A 15,876-nucleotide genomic window follows, 5' to 3' on the forward strand; every position below is an offset into this window, starting at 1 on the left:
CTAAAGAGGAGTTACGTTCTCAGCCTGTGGGCCTTTTTGACCTTCACCAACTTCGAAAGTTACTCTTTGACCTTCTTCAAGTGAAACACGTCCACCACCGTTGTTGTTCACTTGACGGAAATGTACGAATACATCTTTTCCACCATTGTCTTGTTCTATGAAACCATAACCTTTTTCGTCGTTAAACCATTTAACTTTACCGTCTTGTAATTCTGCCATTGTCTAGCCTTGTATATTTATTTTGTCAAAAAATTGGGAGAGTCTTTAGGAGGTTTTAACACATAGATCAAAAAACACACTAAAGATGAATTCACGCCTCATCTTTCACTTGGCAACAGTATATCAGCTTTTTTTTAAATTACCAAGAAAATATGTAAATTTAAATAAATTCTTTGTACGAAGTTAAGATTTTGTGCATAAAACCGATAGTAATACATAAAGTTCTATAACAACCAGTCGGCACTAAAGTACCGATTCCGAAAAAAATCATTGAGAAGGCAATATTTATGGACATATCTTCAAACAGTGCAATTAAAAATTTATACACAAAAAAACTCTCTGCTGATGATGTCAAAGCAATTAAAAAAGAGATAGCGCAAAATATGAAAGAGATAGCCTTACATGTAAACAAAAAGCCAAACGGTGTAGATGAGACAATAAATAAACTGATTTCCAATTTTCAGGATTTTCAAAGCTTTTTGCAAAGTGTAGGCTATGACGGTAAAAAATCAATAGCTGAGTTGTCAAAAGAAGAAGGCGAACGTATGCTTAAAAAGATGTTTGAAAAGGCAGATTTTCAAAAGCTTGACATAAAAGTATAAACACAAAAAGTAATATTTAATAAATATTTATGTAGAATCTCTGTAATAATTTTACAAGGCTGGACAATTGAGCATTTACAGAGAATATGACATACGCGGAATATATGAAAAAGAGCTAAATAAAGAGAGTGTCACAAAAATAGGCTATGGGCTTGCATCTAAAATAGAGGGCGAATATGTGGCAGTGGGATATGATGCCAGAAGCCACTCGCCGATTCTTTTTGAGTATCTGGTGGCAGGGCTCAATGCAGGCGGGAAAAAAGTTCTTGACATGGGGCTTGTGCCGACACCGGTAAACTACTTCACAAATTATCAGGAGTGGGATGGCATTGTGCCTTCGGCTTCTGTTATGATAACAGGTTCGCATAATCCGAGTGAATACAACGGTTTTAAGATTACGGTAGACAAAGCGCCTTTTTTTGGGGAAGATATTTATGCGCTTGGGCGTGAGTGCGAGACGATGCAAATGCCGCCAAAAGTACCAAGAGATGTAAGTAAAATCAAGGCGAAAGAGCGTTATATAGACTTTATGGTCAATGAATTTCAACACCTTAAAGGGTTGCAAACAAAGATTGTCTATGATTGCGGCAATGGTGTAGCAGGTGTTGTGCTGCCTGAAATCTTTGAAAAACTCGCATTACATGTAAAGGGAATATATGTAGAGCCTGACGGAACTTTTCCAAACCATCATCCTGATCCTTCGGTAGAGGAAAATCTCAAAGATGTCAAAGCCCTGCTTGAAAAAGAGGGGGATATTGCTTTTGCGTATGACGGGGATGCAGACCGTATAGCGGTGCTTACGCATAAGAACAACATCAAAGGCGATATGATGGCACTTTTATATGCCATGAAGATGGACAAGCCGACCGTTGTAGGAGAAGTGAAATGCTCACAGGTGATGTATGATGAGTTGGAGCGTCGTGGTGCCAAGGCCGTGATGTATAAAACAGGACATTCAAACCTCAAAGTGAAAATGAAAGAAATCAATGCTGATTTGGCATGTGAGGTGAGCGGGCATGTCTTTTTTAAAAACCGTTATTTTGGTTATGATGATGCGATTTATGCAACACTCAGAATGTTGGAACTGGTACATGAGGGGATAGATTTAGATGCAGAACTTGCCAGACTCCCGCAAGTCTATTCTACCGAAGAAATTAAAGTAGAGACAACAGAAGCACAGAAATTTAAAATCATAGAAAAAGTAAAAGAACTGCTTAAAAATCCGCCTGCCGATTTTCCTGTTATAAAAGATATGATAGACGTGGACGGTGTACGCATCAACTTTGAAAAAGGCTGGGGGCTTGTACGGGCGAGTAACACAACACCGGTTTTAGTGACGCGATTTGAATCAACAGACAAAGAGGAAGCCAAACGCTATGAAAATGCAATCAATGATTTAATAGCCCAGGCAAAAGAAAGTTTATAATTTATATGTATAATAAAGATTAGTTAATCTTAATTAGGTAGAATTCCTGTAAAAAATACGGAGTTTTGCCAATGCTTTACTATACAATGCTTTTTCTTGCTTTTCTTTACTTTAAAATTGCCCGCGTTTACAAAAAAGAAGAAAAATCCAATCTCAATATGAATATTCAAAACACTCTTGTTTTTATTGCTATCGTGGCTTTGCTTGTGTATGGTTTTACCCATAAAACATGGTACACAGTTTTACTTGCCGCTTATCTTTTTCTTATTCTTGCTTCACTCATGGTTTCTGCTGTCCAGGTAGGTGTTTTTATAGAAGGAAAACCTTTTGTCAAGCTCAGTCATTTATATAGGTTTTTGGCACCTATAGGTATGCTTCTTTGGTTTGCCGATATATATTTATGGGGCATTTAACAACGAATTTGTTATAATGTTTTCATTGATAAACTTAAGGAAATTTTTATGAAAACCCATACACTTTTGATGCCTCTGGATATGCACCTGCACCTTCGTGACGGTGTAATGCTTGAAAATGTAGCGCCCTTGACGGCATACAGTTACAGCGGGGCCATAGTGATGCCCAATCTTGTGCCTCCTGTTGAGACAAGAGAAGATCTTTTGGCGTACAGAGAGCGGATTATGGCGGCTGTGCCAAATGATTATTTTGAACCCTACATGACACTGTTTTATAAAAATTATGATAAAGCTTTTTTAGAAAGCATAGTAGATGAAATAACAGCGATTAAACTCTATCCTGCGGGAATTACTACAAATTCAGAGGGCGGTGTCAGCTCTTTTGATATAGAAGAGATGCGTACTACTTTGGAGACGATGAGCAGTTTGGGTATTCCTTTATGCGTGCACGGTGAGACGGATGGTTTTGTGATGGACAGAGAAGCGGAGTTTATGAGTATTTATGAACTTTTGGCACAGAATTTTCCTGATTTGAAAATTATAATGGAGCATATTACAACCAAAGAAGCGGTTGCCATGCTGGACAAATATCCGAATTTGTATGCGACGATTACTGTACATCACCTGCTGTTAACGCTGGATGATGTCATCGGCGGATTGATGCGGCCGCACCTTTTTTGCAAACCGATTGCCAAAAGACCGGAAGATTTGGATGCACTTTTAAGTGTAGCACTTGAAGCGCATCCAAAAGTAATGTTCGGATCAGATTCTGCGCCGCATCCTCAGCATAAAAAAGAGTCCTGTGGCTGTGCGGCGGGTATTTTTACCGCACCGATTTCACTACAGCTTCTGACAGAAATATTTGACCAGTTTGACAAGTTGGATAATTTACAGGCATTTGTCAGTGACAATGCACAAAATATTTACGGAATCTGTCCTGAGTTTAAAGAAGTGACGCTTGAAAAAAGACCCTTTGTAGTTCCCCAGAACTATGCAGGAGTTGTGCCTATGTATGCGGGTGAAACGATAGGATGGGCTATAGAGAGTGTCGATTAAAATACTGCTGCTTGAAGATGACCTTCTTTTTGGGGAGACCCTGGTGGACTTACTCGAGGAAGAGGGGTATGAAGTGCTTCATTATCCAAACGGGCAGGATGCTCTTGATGCCACCTATGATACAAAGTTTGATATTTATCTTTTGGATATCAATGTGCCTCTTATAGACGGTATTTCTCTGCTCGGTGATTTACGCTCTGCCCAGGATGAAACACCTGCCATTTTTCTCACTTCGCATAAAGAAAAAGAGATGCTTCATCGTGGTTTTGTAAGCGGTTGTGATGACTTTTTAACAAAACCTTTTGACAATGCAGAACTTTTATTTCGCATACAGGCGCTTATAAAAAGAACCAAGATAAAAGAAGCGGAATGTATAGGTGAACTGTGTCATGACAAGCTGCATAAATGTATTTATTATAATAAAACGGTTTTGGAACTTTCAAAAAAAGAGTATGAACTTTTAGCATTGCTGATGAATCATGTCAACTCTCCTGTACCAAAAGAGCTGATATATGAAGAGTTGTGGACAACGGCTGACGGAGGAGGAAGTGATGGCGCTATACGCGTCTATATAAACAGACTCAAACAATTACTGCCTACTATGTGCATAGAAAATATTCGCGGCATCGGATACAAACTTGTTTCGTAATCTTCGAATAATTATCTTTATTTATTACTTTTTTACTGTAGCAGGTTTTTTACTGCTCGGATACTACTTTCTCAACGTATTACATGTAGAGAATCTTTATATGTTTGCTTTTATTGTTCTTTGTATTGTTATACTTTCAGGAGTATTTATATCCAAACTTGCAGTTGATCCCTTGGCTGAGTATGTTCAAGAGTTGCAAAACCTTTCAAAAGAGACCCTCCATGAGCTTAATCTGCCTATCAGCACCATTACAACAACGACACAGCTTTTAGGTAAAAATTGCCATGATGAGAAAATACTCAAACGCATTGGACGTATAAATACAGCCTGTATGATGCTTAAAGAGCGTTATAATGAATTGGATTATCTGATTAAGATGCAAACAAATCAAAAGATAAAAGAGGAGTTTTTTGTTGATGAGTTAGTCAAACAGAGAGTTGGCTTTGTAAAAAAAATATATCCTCAAATGAAATTTAATCTTGTGTTGGAAAAAATGCCTGTATTGAGCGATCAAAAAGGTTTGGGAAAAGTAATTGACAATATTATTGATAATGGGGTAAAATACTCAGGCACTTCAAGAAATATAGATATTGAGGTAAAAAACAACAGTATAAAAATAAAAGATTACGGAATAGGGATGGATGAGGTTGAACTTGTTCGTATTTTTGACAACTATTACCAGTCAAATAAAAATATGCAGGGTTTTGGCATAGGATTAAATCTTGTCAAAAGATTTTGCGAAAGAAACAATATAGAATTACTGTTGCAGTCATCAAAAAATATTGGAACAACAGTAGAATTAAAATTTAAACAGGAATATGAATGCAAATAACAAATGATATAATGACATATGCAGAACAGGCCCTTGATTATGGTGTTATGGGAACCTTGATTCTTATGAGTATTGTCACTTTGTGGCTTTTTATTGAGAGAATGATGTTTTACAAGAGTGTACGTATAGAAGATTATAAACACAGAGACAATTTAGAACTTGACTTAACGGACAATATCAATGTCATCAGTGCAATAGGAACAAATGCACCCTATGTGGGTCTGCTTGGAACAGTCATCGGTATTATGATCACTTTTTATACTTTGGGTGATTTGGGTGCAGTAGATGCAAAAAAAATCATGATAGGACTCGCTCTTGCACTCAAAGCTACGGCGATGGGACTTGTTGTGGCTATGCCGGCTATTGTAGCCTATACAATTCTTCTTCGTAAAGTTGAAAGAATTTTAACAAAGTTTGATGTGGCCCATGAAGTGTAAAAAACAGTTTAAAAAGTTTGACCAGATCAATGTCATTCCTTTTATAGATATTATGCTTGTTCTGCTTGTCATGGTGCTGACAACAGCTACTTTTATAAAGCAGGGCGTTATTCCCGTGAATTTGCCAGAAGCAAAAGCAACAGAAAAAGAAGATACAAAAAAAGAGGTGACGGTTTATGTGAATGCAAAAAGTGAGATATTTTTTGACAAAGAGAAAGTAAACCTCAAAGAGTTACAACAAAAACTTTCTGCTGTTTCCAAAGACCAGACGGTAGTGCTTCGAAGTGACAAAGAGTCCAAGTTTCAGGACTTTGTAAATGTGATGGATATTTTAAAGAAACTGGGACACGAACAGTTGTATATAGTTACGAAAGAGTAGTTTTACATTCAGAGGTGCCCTTTAGTAATTTGTCTGCAGCAGTTTAAACTTTTTTTCTTTTACAGATGTTTTTTTGTTTGCAGCCTGTGGCTTTTTTAATTCAGGTGCTTTTGTATTAAAACTCTTTTTTTCTATTTTTTTTGCATCTTCTTGAAAGAGTGTTGAAGCGAAGAAAAATAAAATCATTATTATGACAACACTTGCATAAAGTAAAATATAGTTTTTTATATGCCCAGACTCAAACGGGTTTTCAATCTTCATTTAAACAAAAACCTTCATCGATTTTAATTTTTCATTTTCAATGCTTGTCTGTTCTATTTGTGAGATTAATTCTTTATCTATGAAAGCGGCTGCGTGTTTTTGCACCAAAGAAACCAGTGTGGCATAGGAACTCAAATCGACTGTTTTTTTTCGTAAGGCAGAGTGTGTGATAAAGTTTAATATATCTTCATCTTTGAGCAAAGGGATGTTTTTGAGAATGTTTTGTGTCATCAACTCATTAAGAGCATCATCATGAAGAAGTACATTGTCAACGTTGGCTTTTGCGATTTTTTTGTCAAGACCATGTTCAAAAAGTTTTTTGCTGACTTTTGCTCTAAAACTGTTTGTGCTTTTTGTGTGAATGGTTCCCTGCAGATCTATTTTTGGTAAAACACCACCAAATGCAATATTTCCTATAAAGACTGTTATTATGAAAATTTTATTACTCATCTGTTTTCCTTTCGTTATGTATAAGTGTAGTCATTATAAGACAATAAATTATAAATCAGCTCTTTTTTTGCATAAATTGTAACCATAGGCAATCAATTCTTCTGCTTTGTCGAAGTCAAAAGTGTTGCACAGGTTTCTGGGTATATCTATTTCTATATCAGAAGGATAAGCTGCAAGTTTCATACGGGCGAGTGCTCCCTGGAGTGTTTCAAAAGATTTGTTTGCAATGCTGTACATATTGTCTTCTTTGACAAATGTATCGGGTAATGAGAGAGTCTTCAGATAGTGTTGCAGTTTTTGCCGTATTGGAGTGTCAGTTTTTTTACGTTTTTTTATTGGCATATCAGGAGCAGCTTCAGCACCCAGGTTTACCGAAATAGTAAGGTCTGTATCATCATGAAATGTTGGCGCAATAGGTACCGGATTGAGTACCCCGCCGTCAACAAGTTTTTTTCCTGATGGTGTGATAAAAGGAGTGAAAAAAAGAGGCAGAGAGATGGACGCTCTAATGGCACTTAATAAAGAACCACTGTTAATCCATACTTCTTTCTCAGCTTCTATATCTGTACAGACAGCTGTAAATTTTATATCTAAAGATTCGATGAGGCAGTCGCCGACAAGGTTTTCAAGCTTTTGCATCAGTTTCTGCCCTGATACAAGACCGCCTGAACCTTTAAAGTCAAGCAGTTTTAGCATTTCAAGAGTATCTATCTGCTGGAGCCACTCTTCATAAATATGCAGCACTCCGGCTGCATAAAATCCACCGACGAGTGCACCGATAGAACATCCTGAAACAGATTTTATTTCGTAATCGTTTTCTTCGAGGTATCTGATGATGCCAATGTGGGCCAGACCACGGGCACCACCGCTTCCAAGAACCAAGGAGACAGTTTTTTTACTCACTGCTTCTTACATCATTCCCGGCATTCCCATTTGCGGAGGCATTCCTCCTCCCATATCTGCTGCAGGAGCTTCTTCTTTTGGAATTTCAAAAATTGCCGCTTCTGTAGTAAGGAGCAGGCTTGAAACGGAAGTCGCATTTGTAAGCGCAACACGTTCAACTTTAAACGGATCGATAATACCCGCTTCAAACATATCTACATATTCACCTGTTGCCGCATTGAAACCAATATTTTCATTTTCTGCATTTTGAATTGCATTGACAACAACACCTGTGTCAAATCCTGCATTTTGTGCAATCTGTTTTATAGGAGCTTTCACGGCACGTAATATAATCTCAGCACCGATTTTTTGATCGCCTTCAAGGTTATCAATATTTACTTTTGCAGCAGCATGAACCAGTGCCGCTCCACCACCGATGACTATACCTTCTTCAACAGCTGCTTTTGTAGCCGAAAGCGCATCATCAACACGGTCTTTTTTCTCTTTCATTTCAGTCTCAGTTGCAGCACCGACTTTGATGACGGCTACACCACCGCTGAGTTTTGCAAGGCGTTCTTGCAGTTTTTCTTTATCATACTCGCTGGAAGTTGCTTCAATCTGTGTTTTTATTTCAGATATACGGGCTTTGACAGCTTCTTCACTTCCTGCACCGTCAACGATGACTGTATTGTCTTTGTCTATGACAACACGTGATGCCTGGCCAAGCATAGAAATTTCTGCACCCTCCAAAGTATAACCGGTTTCTTCAGAAATTACAGTACCGCCTGTCAATGTTGCAATATCTTGCAGCATTGCTTTTCTTCTGTCTCCAAAGCCTGGTGCTTTTACAGCGGAAATGTTGAGTACACCGCGAAGTTTGTTCACAACAAGAGTTGAAAGTGCTTCACCCTCTACATCTTCAGCGATAATAAGTAAAGGACGGTTTGTCTTTTGTACCTGTTCTAAAACCGGCAGCAGATCTTTGAGTGATGCAATTTTACTGTCAACCAGTAAGATATAAGGATTCTCGATTTCTGCTGTCATTTTTTCAGTATTTGTAATGAAATACGGGCTTAAATACCCACGATCAAACTGCATACCTTCAACAACATCAAGCTCATCTACGATACCTTTTGCCTCTTCAACAGTAATTACACCGTCCTGACCGACTTTTTCCATAGCTTCTGCTATCATGTTTCCTATTTTTGCATCGGAGTTTGCAGAAATAGTTGCAACCTGTGCAATTTCATTTTTGTCTTTAATAGATTTCGATGCGGCTTTTAGGTGCTCCAAAATTGAATCACATGCTTTGTCCATTCCGCGTTTTACTTCAACAGGGTTTGCACCTGCCGTGATGTTTCTAAGCCCTTCGCTGAAAATCGCATTTGCAAGCACTGTTGCCGTTGTTGTTCCGTCTCCGGCTTCATCCGCAGTGTTTGAAGCAACTTCTTTTACAAGTTGTGCTCCCATGTTTTCCAGGTTGTCCTGTAGCTCAATTTCACGGGCAACAGATACACCGTCTTTTGTGATACTAGGCGCACCATAGCTTTTTTGTATCAAAACATTACGACCGCGAGGTCCCATTGTCACTTTTACCGCATCTGTGAGTTTTTCAACTCCGCGTGCCAGTTTGTTTCTTGCGTTATCTGAAAATATTATCTCTTTTGCCATTTGTTAAACTCCTTATATTTTTTAATTTTTTTACTTAACCAATGATTCCGAAAATATCATCAACATCTATTACTATATATAAATCACCATCAAGTGTAACCTCATTTCCGGAGTATTTACCAAAAATAACTTCATCACCTTTTTTTAGCTCACTCACCTCTGAACTTACTGCTACAATTTCCCCGCGAGAAGGCTTCTCTTTTGCATTATCAGGGATAATAATACCTGAACTCGTAGTATTAGCCTCTTCAACACGTTTAACCAATACTCTTTTTCCTAAAGGTGTAAAATTCATTATATCTCCTTACAAATATGATTAATTTATGAGAAGAATATTACAAGAAAAAAGTAAAAATGTCAATACCTTTAGTCATATTGACTAAGCTTACCTTATTCTTACATGTAAAGTTCTTTGACAAGTTGCTGTATGTGTCCAAATTACTCAATTAAAAGCCTGTTTTAGTAAAAATAAAGTTTAATATATGTATAATTCCACCCTCTTAAACGATGTCAGGGTAGCTCAGCTGGTTAGAGCACTGGTCTCATAAGCCGGGGGTCGGGGGTTCAAGTCCCCCCTCTGACACCATTTTTAAGATAATTTTACATATTCCGGATTAGCTCAGCGGTAGAGTAGGTGACTGTTAATCACTTGGTCACTGGTTCGAATCCAGTATCCGGAGCCACATCAATTATAACCCTTTATATACAAACTTTCCAACAAATTTATTTACTCACAGCATTTTTTTCAAGACTCATCGGTATTTGCCTGTTTTTTATCAATTTCTGCTAGCATAACACAGAACAAAGGATCATAATTATGAAAACACTTTATATAATAAGACATGCTAAATCGAGTTGGAAAAATATGGATTTGGATGATTTTGACAGGCCTTTAAACAAAAGAGGCAGGCATGATGCTCCAATGATGGGCGAAAGACTTCGCAAAAAAAAGATTATGCCTGATCTTATTTTGTCGAGTCCTGCAAAACGAGCGAAGATGACGGCAGAGAGTATTGCAAAGAAGGTTCACTATAATCAAAAGAAAATTGTTTATGACCAAAATATTTATGAAGCTGACGTGAGTACGTTGGAAGATATACTTATGGATATTGACGACAAATACAATACCGTGTTTTTGGTAGGACATAATCCGGGGCTGAATGAATTAGCAGAGCATTATGCAGGTTATACAGAAAATTTGCCAACCTGCGGCATTGTCAGTATCGCTTTTACATGTAAACAATGGAAAGATATAGATAGTGACAATGCCAAGTTGCTATTTATTGATTATCCGAAAAAATAAAAAAACATTTATAAAGAAAAATTACTTTTTATAAAGTATGCTTATTTTGCTAATAAATACTATACTGAGATAATTAATAATTCAAAGGAATATTTTATGTATACGGTACAAATGGAAAAAGAGTGTGAGTGTTTTAAAAAAAGTGAATACGAAAACAATGTTACATTTCAAACACAGCAAGAAGCATATAAGTATGCAAATATAGTAGCTGAACTTATGAATGAAGAGTTCTGCGGGAAACACACTTTTGATGCACAGTTGGCCGAAGGTGATAAGTTTGTAATAAGAGTGGCTTTGAATGCTACCGCGGTTTCTGGTTGCAGCACAGGTGTGAGTTGTGATGTTGGCTGTGAATCTACCGATGACTGGTCTCTTGAATCAACACAGAAGTCCAATGGCGGCAGCTGCGGCAGTGGATGTGGTTGTGCTTAAACACAACTATTTTGATATAATAAAAAAAATAGAATCTACAGGCAGACTAAAAGAGAGAGTATTAATGAAAAAAGCATTTACATTACTGGAACTGGTATTTGTAATAGTTGTGATTGGGATATTGGCTGCTGTTATTCTCCCCAGAGTAAAGACAAACCCGGTTGCTGAAGCAGCTGTTCATTTACTTTCACAAATCAGATATACACAGCATTTGGCAATCATAGATGACAAGTTTACCCAAAATAATACTTGGTACAAAGACCGGTGGCAAATTGTTTTGAATGGCAACAGGTTTTCCATAGTGAGTGATAATAACACAAGATTTGCAAAAGATCCGCAAACTGACACTGATATAAGTAGTGTAGTTTTAAAAGGGGTAACTTCAGTTACAACTTCTGGCGGCTGTGCCAATCAGTCTATAATCAGTTTCGATCATTTAGGCAGACCGCTTGTCGGAAGTCTTGCCGCAACAACGGCTGCATATACTGTACCGGGTAATAATGGTGCACTTTTAACCGTTGATTGTAATCTTACACTTGCAAACGGCAGTGATGAGAATGTTACTATAACTATCAGACCGGAAACAGGATATGCGAGTATTGAACCGTGAAGCGCACTTACGCTCCACCACCAATTTCGGCATGCAGGTCAAGATAATGTTTGTCATTTCGGGGCATAGTATCACTCATATCACGGGCTTCTTCAAGTGCTTTGATAACTTCATCGAGTTTTTCATAAGGCAAATGTACTTTCCAGTCATGGTCGTCATCCCCTTCAAGTGAAATTCCTATACTAACGACGGGACTGCTGAAGTCACCATACGGTTGTTCAATATGAGCAACACTTATCTCTCCATACCTTGAATTCGGCAACTGAATTGTAGCTATTGATAATGCTGATTTAGGCATCTCTTCTCCTTAATTGTCAAGAGCACATAATAATCATAAAAAGTTATTTTTTCTGATTCAAATGTCTTGTATAAAATCTTATCAAATAAGACTGAAAATCTTTTCTTAAATAATATTTAATTATTTAACTACAGTAAAATAAACCGGAGATTATAAATAATTATATATCAGATTTTATTATATTATAAGAATTTAAATAATTATGATAATCATTCATATAAAAAGAGGATCTAAAGTCAGTCAGTATGCCCCTGCACGCAGTATATAAAAAAAAGAATCTATAAGTATGCTTTTATTTGAAGAAATAAAATTAGATTGTTTTTTTAAATTTTAGAATTAGTTTAATTTCAGTATATTGTACATAGACTTTGAAAAACTCTTTACTGAGTGCATGTCATTGATTGCCATAGTCGTCACATCAGATTTGATACTATGGTTTCTTGCAATATCTTTTATTATAAGAGTGCTTTTTCTGTAAGCATCCGCAATTCTTTTGTAAATTTCATCCATCTCTTTCATGGAATCTTCATCTCCCTGGATGGCTTTGTTAAAAGCCTGAATATTTTTGAGTATTTGATAGCGTATGTTTTTGTAAAACTGCTGTTCTTCTTTTGTATGTGCATTATAAAAATAATCCAAATCATACAGCATATCTTTTATGACTTTAGCGGCAGTGGCAAGATAATTGACTTCTTTTATGAGTCTGTTTAGCTTATCATTGTACTCTTCATCATTATTGACAGCAGAAAGTTCAGAGGCATAACGGTATATTTCACCTTCCAAAAGACGTATTTTTTCATATACTTTTTCAAATTCTACATTAAAACTGTGGGTGTATTTATCTAAAATTTTATCTATCGCCATATGCTCGTCAAGAACTTTTGACGGAGGCACATTGATGGCAAGCAGGGCAAACTCCTGAACTTTTTTCAAAAGATGCTCTATCTCTTTTTTGAGTGCTTCTATAGCAATTTGTGGAACTTCTGTAGATACATTACATATAAATTTTGTAACTTTGTCCTGTGCCTGGTGAAAGTATTTTTGTGTAAATGCCGTTAAAAATGATATAAAAGGATACCAGATAAGAACGCCCAGTATGTTAAACAAGGTATGAAAAATTGCAATTTTTATAACGCCGTCTGTATGCGGAAATGCAAAATTTACCAAACTAATCAATTGATATAAAAAGAGTAAACTGATAACTCCGGTAGAGACATTGAAAAGCAAATGGGCCAGTGCCACTCTTTTTTTATCCGCAATACCGCCAATACTGCCAAGTAAAGCTGTTACGGTTGTTCCTATATTTGTTCCAATTACAAAAGCAGCTGCAGCTTCAAAACCGATTACATGTGTGTAAAGCGCACTTTGTGCAATGGCTATGGAAGCTGAACTTGATTGTATGACAGCGGTTAAAGCGAGTCCTATTAAAGCATACCAGTAGGGTGTCGAAAACTGATATGCGGTCATATCAAAGTTTCGGGCACTGTCACTAAAACTCTCTTTCATTCCCTCAAGCCCTAAAAATATAAGACCAAAACCAACCAAAACACCAAAATAGTTTTTCCATTTGGATGTGTCAGAACTTAAGACCTGTCCCATGCCTCCTATTCCTATAACAGCATAGGAGAGCAGTTTTATATCCATGTTAAAGCCGATAACAGCAACAATCCATGCAGTGACAGTTGTTCCTATATTGCTTCCGAGTATAATGGCTATACTGCTTTGCAAACTCATCAGCTGGGTTCCGACAAGAGAAAGAGCCATAAGTGTCACTACGGAAGAGCTTTGAAATACAGCTGTTGAAAAGATTCCTGTAAGCAGGCTTTTAAAATGTGTTTTTGTTGCATTTTGGACAAATCGCTTAAAAGCATACCCTGCGGAAGATTTGATTTGTTCTTCAAGGTAAAGCATTCCGAAGAGGAAAAGTCCCAAACCGGAAAAGGCTTCAATCCAAATCTTATAATGCTCCATCTAGTGTCCGTTGCCAGGTTGACGCTTTCTTTTCAGATTGTCGGCGGGAACATAAAATTCTAAATTTCCGACCTTTTTAACCATGACAGCATTACATGTAAGCAAATTGTTCAGGTTCTCTCTGCTTTTTTCATCAAAAAGCAGAGCAATATCCTCCGGAGTCAAAGGACGCTTGTCTAAAGTATTGAGTACATCTTCTTTTGTATAATAGGAATTGTTTGGCTCTGCATGGAGCCGTGAAGCTATATGGATGGGTAAATCGGCATCAAACATAAGGGCTATGGTATGCAGCTCTTTGTAGCTTATTCCTGTCACAGGGTAGGCCGGAGGTCTGTCTATCGTACCGATATCTACTCTCTGACATTTTATTTTATGCAAAACTTCATTTAGTTTTTGTATCTCCTCTTTTGTATCATTCAAGCCATGTACAAAGAGAATCTCTATAAAAAGTTTTCCTCTATATTTTTGAGAAAAATCTATGACTTTTTGGACAACATTTTCTATCTTGATAGAAGGATGGGGTCTGTCTATCTTTTTAAATATTTCATGGCTTACAGCATCAAGAGAAAGTTTTACCTGGTCAAGTTTTAAAAGGGAGTTGAAAACTTTTTCAGTAACAAGCGTAGCACTGTTTGTCAGTATCAATGTTTGAGTATCTTCTTTTATCTCATTTATGGCATCTATAAGTCTGTCAAGATGAGGGTAGAGTGTAGGTTCTCCGTTGGCAGTCAGTGTTATGACATCTATTTTATCATGAAGGTGCTTACGCAGTTCAGTAATAATTTCATCAACTGAAACGATAAGTGTCTGTTCTTTTACTGTCGCACTTGGTGCCAGTTCGCAGTAAAGACAGTCAAAATTGCACTGTTTTGCTGATGGTGAAAGATCCACACCCAAACTCATACCGAAACGGCGTGAGTTGACAGGTCCGAAGATGATATTATTTTTTGCTGACACGGTGGCACTCTTGTATGAAGTGCTTTGCATTTTCAACAGGAACATCTGGAAGGATTCCGTGTCCGAGGTTGAATATATGGCGTTTTCCCTGCATAATATTTTGAATCTCTTCTACCGCCTCAGTCGTTGCTTCTTTTGAGTATAGACGGCATGGTTCCATATTGCCCTGAAGAACATATTTGTCACCGAGTTTTTCTTTGGCCAGTTCCATAGGTGTGGACCAGTCAACACCGAAAACATCGAAATTGCCGTATATTTTATCTAAAAATGCCGGAATGCCTTTGGGAAACATAATTACAGGAATATGGGGATATTTTTCTTTTAGATATTCGGCAATTTCTACCATATATTTCCAGGAAAACTCATCATATTTGTTTGGCTCAATCGCAGCAGCCCAAGAGTCAAAAATCTGTACAACATCTATGCCTGCTTCTATCTGTTTTTGCATGTAAAGTTTTACGACCTCAGTCACTTTTGCAAGAATTTTGTGCAGAAGTTCAGGGTTTGAATACATCATTTTTTTGCATACATTGTATGTTTTTGTTCCCTGTCCTTCTATCATATATGTTGCAAGTGTCCACGGGGAACCTGTAAAACCTATGAGAGCTTTGTCCTCAGCAAGCTTTGTTTTAATGAGTTTGATGGTGTCATACACATAGGTAAGTTTGCTCGCAGCTTCTTCCCCGCCTGTGAGCCTGTCAATATCTTCCTCATTCTTAATCGGGTCAGAAAATTTCGGGCCTTCTCCTTTGACAAATGACAAATCCATACCCATTTCATCAGGAATTACAAGGATATCGCTAAAAAGTATAGCCGCATCAACACCAACTATATCTACAGGCTGAAGAGTGACTTCACAGGCCATTTCCGGATTGTGACAAAGATTTAAAAAATCTCCTGCTTTGGCACGTACTGCCATATACTCCGGCAGATAACGCCCCGCCTGTCTCATCATCCATACGGGAGTGTATGGTGTCTCTTTTCCAAAACATGCATCTACAAATATTTTATTTTTTATTCCCATTTTT

General features: G+C 37.4%; 21 protein-coding genes and 2 tRNA genes. 13 read left to right on the forward strand and 10 right to left on the reverse strand.

The annotated features are described in order from the left end of the window. Complete coding sequence (locus tag MLC35_RS03360) at positions 1-219, reverse strand: cold-shock protein (RefSeq protein ID WP_151900841.1); 219 nt, start codon at positions 217-219, stop codon at positions 1-3. A 287-nt stretch (positions 220-506) separates the two neighbouring features. On the opposite strand from MLC35_RS03360, the gene MLC35_RS03365 reads away from it, so the two are divergent. The 8 genes from MLC35_RS03365 (at position 507) to exbD (ending at position 6,013) form a co-directional block, all read left to right on the forward strand. Beyond that, positions 507-821, forward strand: a complete 315-nt coding sequence (locus MLC35_RS03365; RefSeq protein ID WP_434637813.1) for a hypothetical protein — start codon at positions 507-509, stop codon at positions 819-821. Positions 822-888: 67 nt separating this feature from the next. After that, on the forward strand, positions 889-2,247 hold the full coding sequence (locus tag MLC35_RS03370) for a phosphomannomutase/phosphoglucomutase (RefSeq protein ID WP_346389521.1): 1,359 nt from the start codon (positions 889-891) through the stop codon (positions 2,245-2,247). Between the two features lie 71 nt (positions 2,248-2,318). Further along, complete coding sequence (locus tag MLC35_RS03375) at positions 2,319-2,660, forward strand: hypothetical protein (RefSeq protein ID WP_151900838.1); 342 nt, start codon at positions 2,319-2,321, stop codon at positions 2,658-2,660. A 48-nt stretch (positions 2,661-2,708) separates the two neighbouring features. After that, on the forward strand, positions 2,709-3,716 hold the full coding sequence (pyrC, locus tag MLC35_RS03380; RefSeq protein WP_151900837.1) for a dihydroorotase: 1,008 nt from the start codon (positions 2,709-2,711) through the stop codon (positions 3,714-3,716). Beyond that, a complete protein-coding gene (locus tag MLC35_RS03385; protein ID WP_151900836.1) occupies positions 3,706-4,365 on the forward strand; it encodes a response regulator transcription factor in 660 nt (219 codons plus the stop codon). The genes pyrC and MLC35_RS03385 overlap by 11 nt, the downstream gene beginning before the upstream one ends. Further along, entirely contained in the window at positions 4,355-5,197 is an 843-nt protein-coding gene (locus MLC35_RS03390; protein ID WP_151900835.1) for a sensor histidine kinase, read from the forward strand. Before MLC35_RS03385 ends, MLC35_RS03390 begins: the two co-directional genes overlap by 11 nt. Next, the gene (gene exbB / locus MLC35_RS03395) at positions 5,188-5,634 is read left to right on the forward strand and encodes a TonB-system energizer ExbB (protein WP_188109973.1); all 447 of its coding nucleotides are present in this window, start codon (positions 5,188-5,190) and stop codon (positions 5,632-5,634) included. The genes MLC35_RS03390 and exbB overlap by 10 nt, the downstream gene beginning before the upstream one ends. Next, complete coding sequence (exbD, locus tag MLC35_RS03400) at positions 5,624-6,013, forward strand: TonB system transport protein ExbD (RefSeq protein ID WP_151900834.1); 390 nt, start codon at positions 5,624-5,626, stop codon at positions 6,011-6,013. The genes exbB and exbD overlap by 11 nt, the downstream gene beginning before the upstream one ends. Before the next feature lie 21 nt (positions 6,014-6,034). On the opposite strand, the gene MLC35_RS03405 is transcribed toward exbD, so the two are convergent. The 5 genes from MLC35_RS03405 to groES are packed head-to-tail and all read right to left on the reverse strand — an operon-like array spanning position 6,035 to position 9,572. After that, positions 6,035-6,274, reverse strand: coding sequence for a hypothetical protein (locus MLC35_RS03405; RefSeq protein ID WP_151900833.1), 240 nt, complete (start codon positions 6,272-6,274; stop codon positions 6,035-6,037). Beyond that, positions 6,275-6,724, reverse strand: a complete 450-nt coding sequence (locus MLC35_RS03410) for a hypothetical protein (RefSeq protein ID WP_434637816.1) — start codon at positions 6,722-6,724, stop codon at positions 6,275-6,277. Positions 6,725-6,772: 48 nt separating this feature from the next. Continuing rightward, positions 6,773-7,627 carry a patatin-like phospholipase family protein gene (locus MLC35_RS03415; RefSeq protein ID WP_346389524.1) on the reverse strand — a complete coding sequence of 285 codons (855 nt, stop codon included), beginning with the start codon at positions 7,625-7,627 and terminating at the stop codon, positions 6,773-6,775. Positions 7,628-7,633: 6 nt separating this feature from the next. Then, entirely contained in the window at positions 7,634-9,277 is a 1,644-nt protein-coding gene (gene groL, locus MLC35_RS03420; protein ID WP_151900830.1) for a chaperonin GroEL, read from the reverse strand. 34 nt (positions 9,278-9,311) lie between these two features. Next, a complete protein-coding gene (groES, locus tag MLC35_RS03425) occupies positions 9,312-9,572 on the reverse strand; it encodes a co-chaperone GroES (protein WP_151900829.1) in 261 nt (86 codons plus the stop codon). A 214-nt stretch (positions 9,573-9,786) separates the two neighbouring features. Between groES and MLC35_RS03430 the strand changes: the two genes are divergently transcribed. The 5 genes from MLC35_RS03430 (at position 9,787) to MLC35_RS03450 (ending at position 11,622) form a co-directional block, all read left to right on the forward strand. Next, a tRNA-Met gene (locus MLC35_RS03430) sits at positions 9,787-9,863 on the forward strand. 22 nt (positions 9,864-9,885) lie between these two features. Next, positions 9,886-9,960: transfer RNA gene (locus tag MLC35_RS03435), tRNA-Asn, on the forward strand. 134 nt (positions 9,961-10,094) lie between these two features. Then, entirely contained in the window at positions 10,095-10,580 is a 486-nt protein-coding gene (locus tag MLC35_RS03440) for a SixA phosphatase family protein (protein WP_346389525.1), read from the forward strand. A 96-nt stretch (positions 10,581-10,676) separates the two neighbouring features. Beyond that, complete coding sequence (locus tag MLC35_RS03445) at positions 10,677-11,012, forward strand: hypothetical protein (RefSeq protein WP_434637818.1); 336 nt, start codon at positions 10,677-10,679, stop codon at positions 11,010-11,012. Next, positions 10,975-11,622, forward strand: coding sequence for a type II secretion system protein (locus tag MLC35_RS03450; RefSeq protein ID WP_434637820.1), 648 nt, complete (start codon positions 10,975-10,977; stop codon positions 11,620-11,622). The genes MLC35_RS03445 and MLC35_RS03450 overlap by 38 nt, the downstream gene beginning before the upstream one ends. 7 nt (positions 11,623-11,629) lie before the next feature. On the opposite strand, the gene MLC35_RS03455 is transcribed toward MLC35_RS03450, so the two are convergent. The 4 genes from MLC35_RS03455 to hemE all read right to left on the reverse strand — a co-directional run bounded on the left by MLC35_RS03455 (position 11,630) and on the right by hemE (position 15,872). Next, positions 11,630-11,920, reverse strand: a complete 291-nt coding sequence (locus MLC35_RS03455) for a hypothetical protein (RefSeq protein ID WP_151900825.1) — start codon at positions 11,918-11,920, stop codon at positions 11,630-11,632. A gap of 336 nt (positions 11,921-12,256) precedes the next feature. Then, positions 12,257-13,891, reverse strand: a complete 1,635-nt coding sequence (locus MLC35_RS03460) for a Na/Pi cotransporter family protein (RefSeq protein ID WP_434637822.1) — start codon at positions 13,889-13,891, stop codon at positions 12,257-12,259. Continuing rightward, a complete protein-coding gene (locus MLC35_RS03465) occupies positions 13,892-14,848 on the reverse strand; it encodes a radical SAM protein (protein ID WP_418641147.1) in 957 nt (318 codons plus the stop codon). Next, positions 14,832-15,872: a uroporphyrinogen decarboxylase gene (gene hemE, locus MLC35_RS03470; RefSeq protein ID WP_434637824.1), complete on the reverse strand. Its 1,041-nt coding sequence runs from the start codon at positions 15,870-15,872 to the stop codon at positions 14,832-14,834. Before hemE ends, MLC35_RS03465 begins: the two co-directional genes overlap by 17 nt. Positions 15,873-15,876: the final 4 nt, after the last annotated feature.

Source organism: Sulfurimonas sp. NW7, from assembly GCF_051132265.1.
Taxonomy (GTDB): Bacteria; Campylobacterota; Campylobacteria; order Campylobacterales; family Sulfurimonadaceae; genus Sulfurimonas; species Sulfurimonas hydrogeniphila.

Coding starts and splice junctions, on each gene's coding strand:
- pyrC (WP_151900837.1), top strand. CDS start 2,709: ATGAAAACCCATACACTTTTGATGCCTCTGGATATGCACCTGCACCTT.
- MLC35_RS03440 (WP_346389525.1), top strand. CDS start 10,095: ATGAAAACACTTTATATAATAAGACATGCTAAATCGAGTTGGAAAAAT.
- MLC35_RS03460 (WP_434637822.1), bottom strand. CDS start 13,891: ATGGAGCATTATAAGATTTGGATTGAAGCCTTTTCCGGTTTGGGACTT.
- MLC35_RS03360 (WP_151900841.1), bottom strand. CDS start 219: ATGGCAGAATTACAAGACGGTAAAGTTAAATGGTTTAACGACGAAAAA.
- MLC35_RS03375 (WP_151900838.1), top strand. CDS start 2,319: ATGCTTTACTATACAATGCTTTTTCTTGCTTTTCTTTACTTTAAAATT.
- MLC35_RS03445 (WP_434637818.1), top strand. CDS start 10,677: ATGTATACGGTACAAATGGAAAAAGAGTGTGAGTGTTTTAAAAAAAGT.
- exbD (WP_151900834.1), top strand. CDS start 5,624: ATGAAGTGTAAAAAACAGTTTAAAAAGTTTGACCAGATCAATGTCATT.
- hemE (WP_434637824.1), bottom strand. CDS start 15,872: ATGGGAATAAAAAATAAAATATTTGTAGATGCATGTTTTGGAAAAGAG.
- groL (WP_151900830.1), bottom strand. CDS start 9,277: ATGGCAAAAGAGATAATATTTTCAGATAACGCAAGAAACAAACTGGCA.
- exbB (WP_188109973.1), top strand. CDS start 5,188: ATGCAAATAACAAATGATATAATGACATATGCAGAACAGGCCCTTGAT.
- MLC35_RS03410 (WP_434637816.1), bottom strand. CDS start 6,724: ATGAGTAATAAAATTTTCATAATAACAGTCTTTATAGGAAATATTGCA.
- MLC35_RS03450 (WP_434637820.1), top strand. CDS start 10,975: ATGGCGGCAGCTGCGGCAGTGGATGTGGTTGTGCTTAAACACAACTAT.
- groES (WP_151900829.1), bottom strand. CDS start 9,572: ATGAATTTTACACCTTTAGGAAAAAGAGTATTGGTTAAACGTGTTGAA.
- MLC35_RS03365 (WP_434637813.1), top strand. CDS start 507: ATGGACATATCTTCAAACAGTGCAATTAAAAATTTATACACAAAAAAA.
- MLC35_RS03405 (WP_151900833.1), bottom strand. CDS start 6,274: ATGAAGATTGAAAACCCGTTTGAGTCTGGGCATATAAAAAACTATATT.
- MLC35_RS03455 (WP_151900825.1), bottom strand. CDS start 11,920: ATGCCTAAATCAGCATTATCAATAGCTACAATTCAGTTGCCGAATTCA.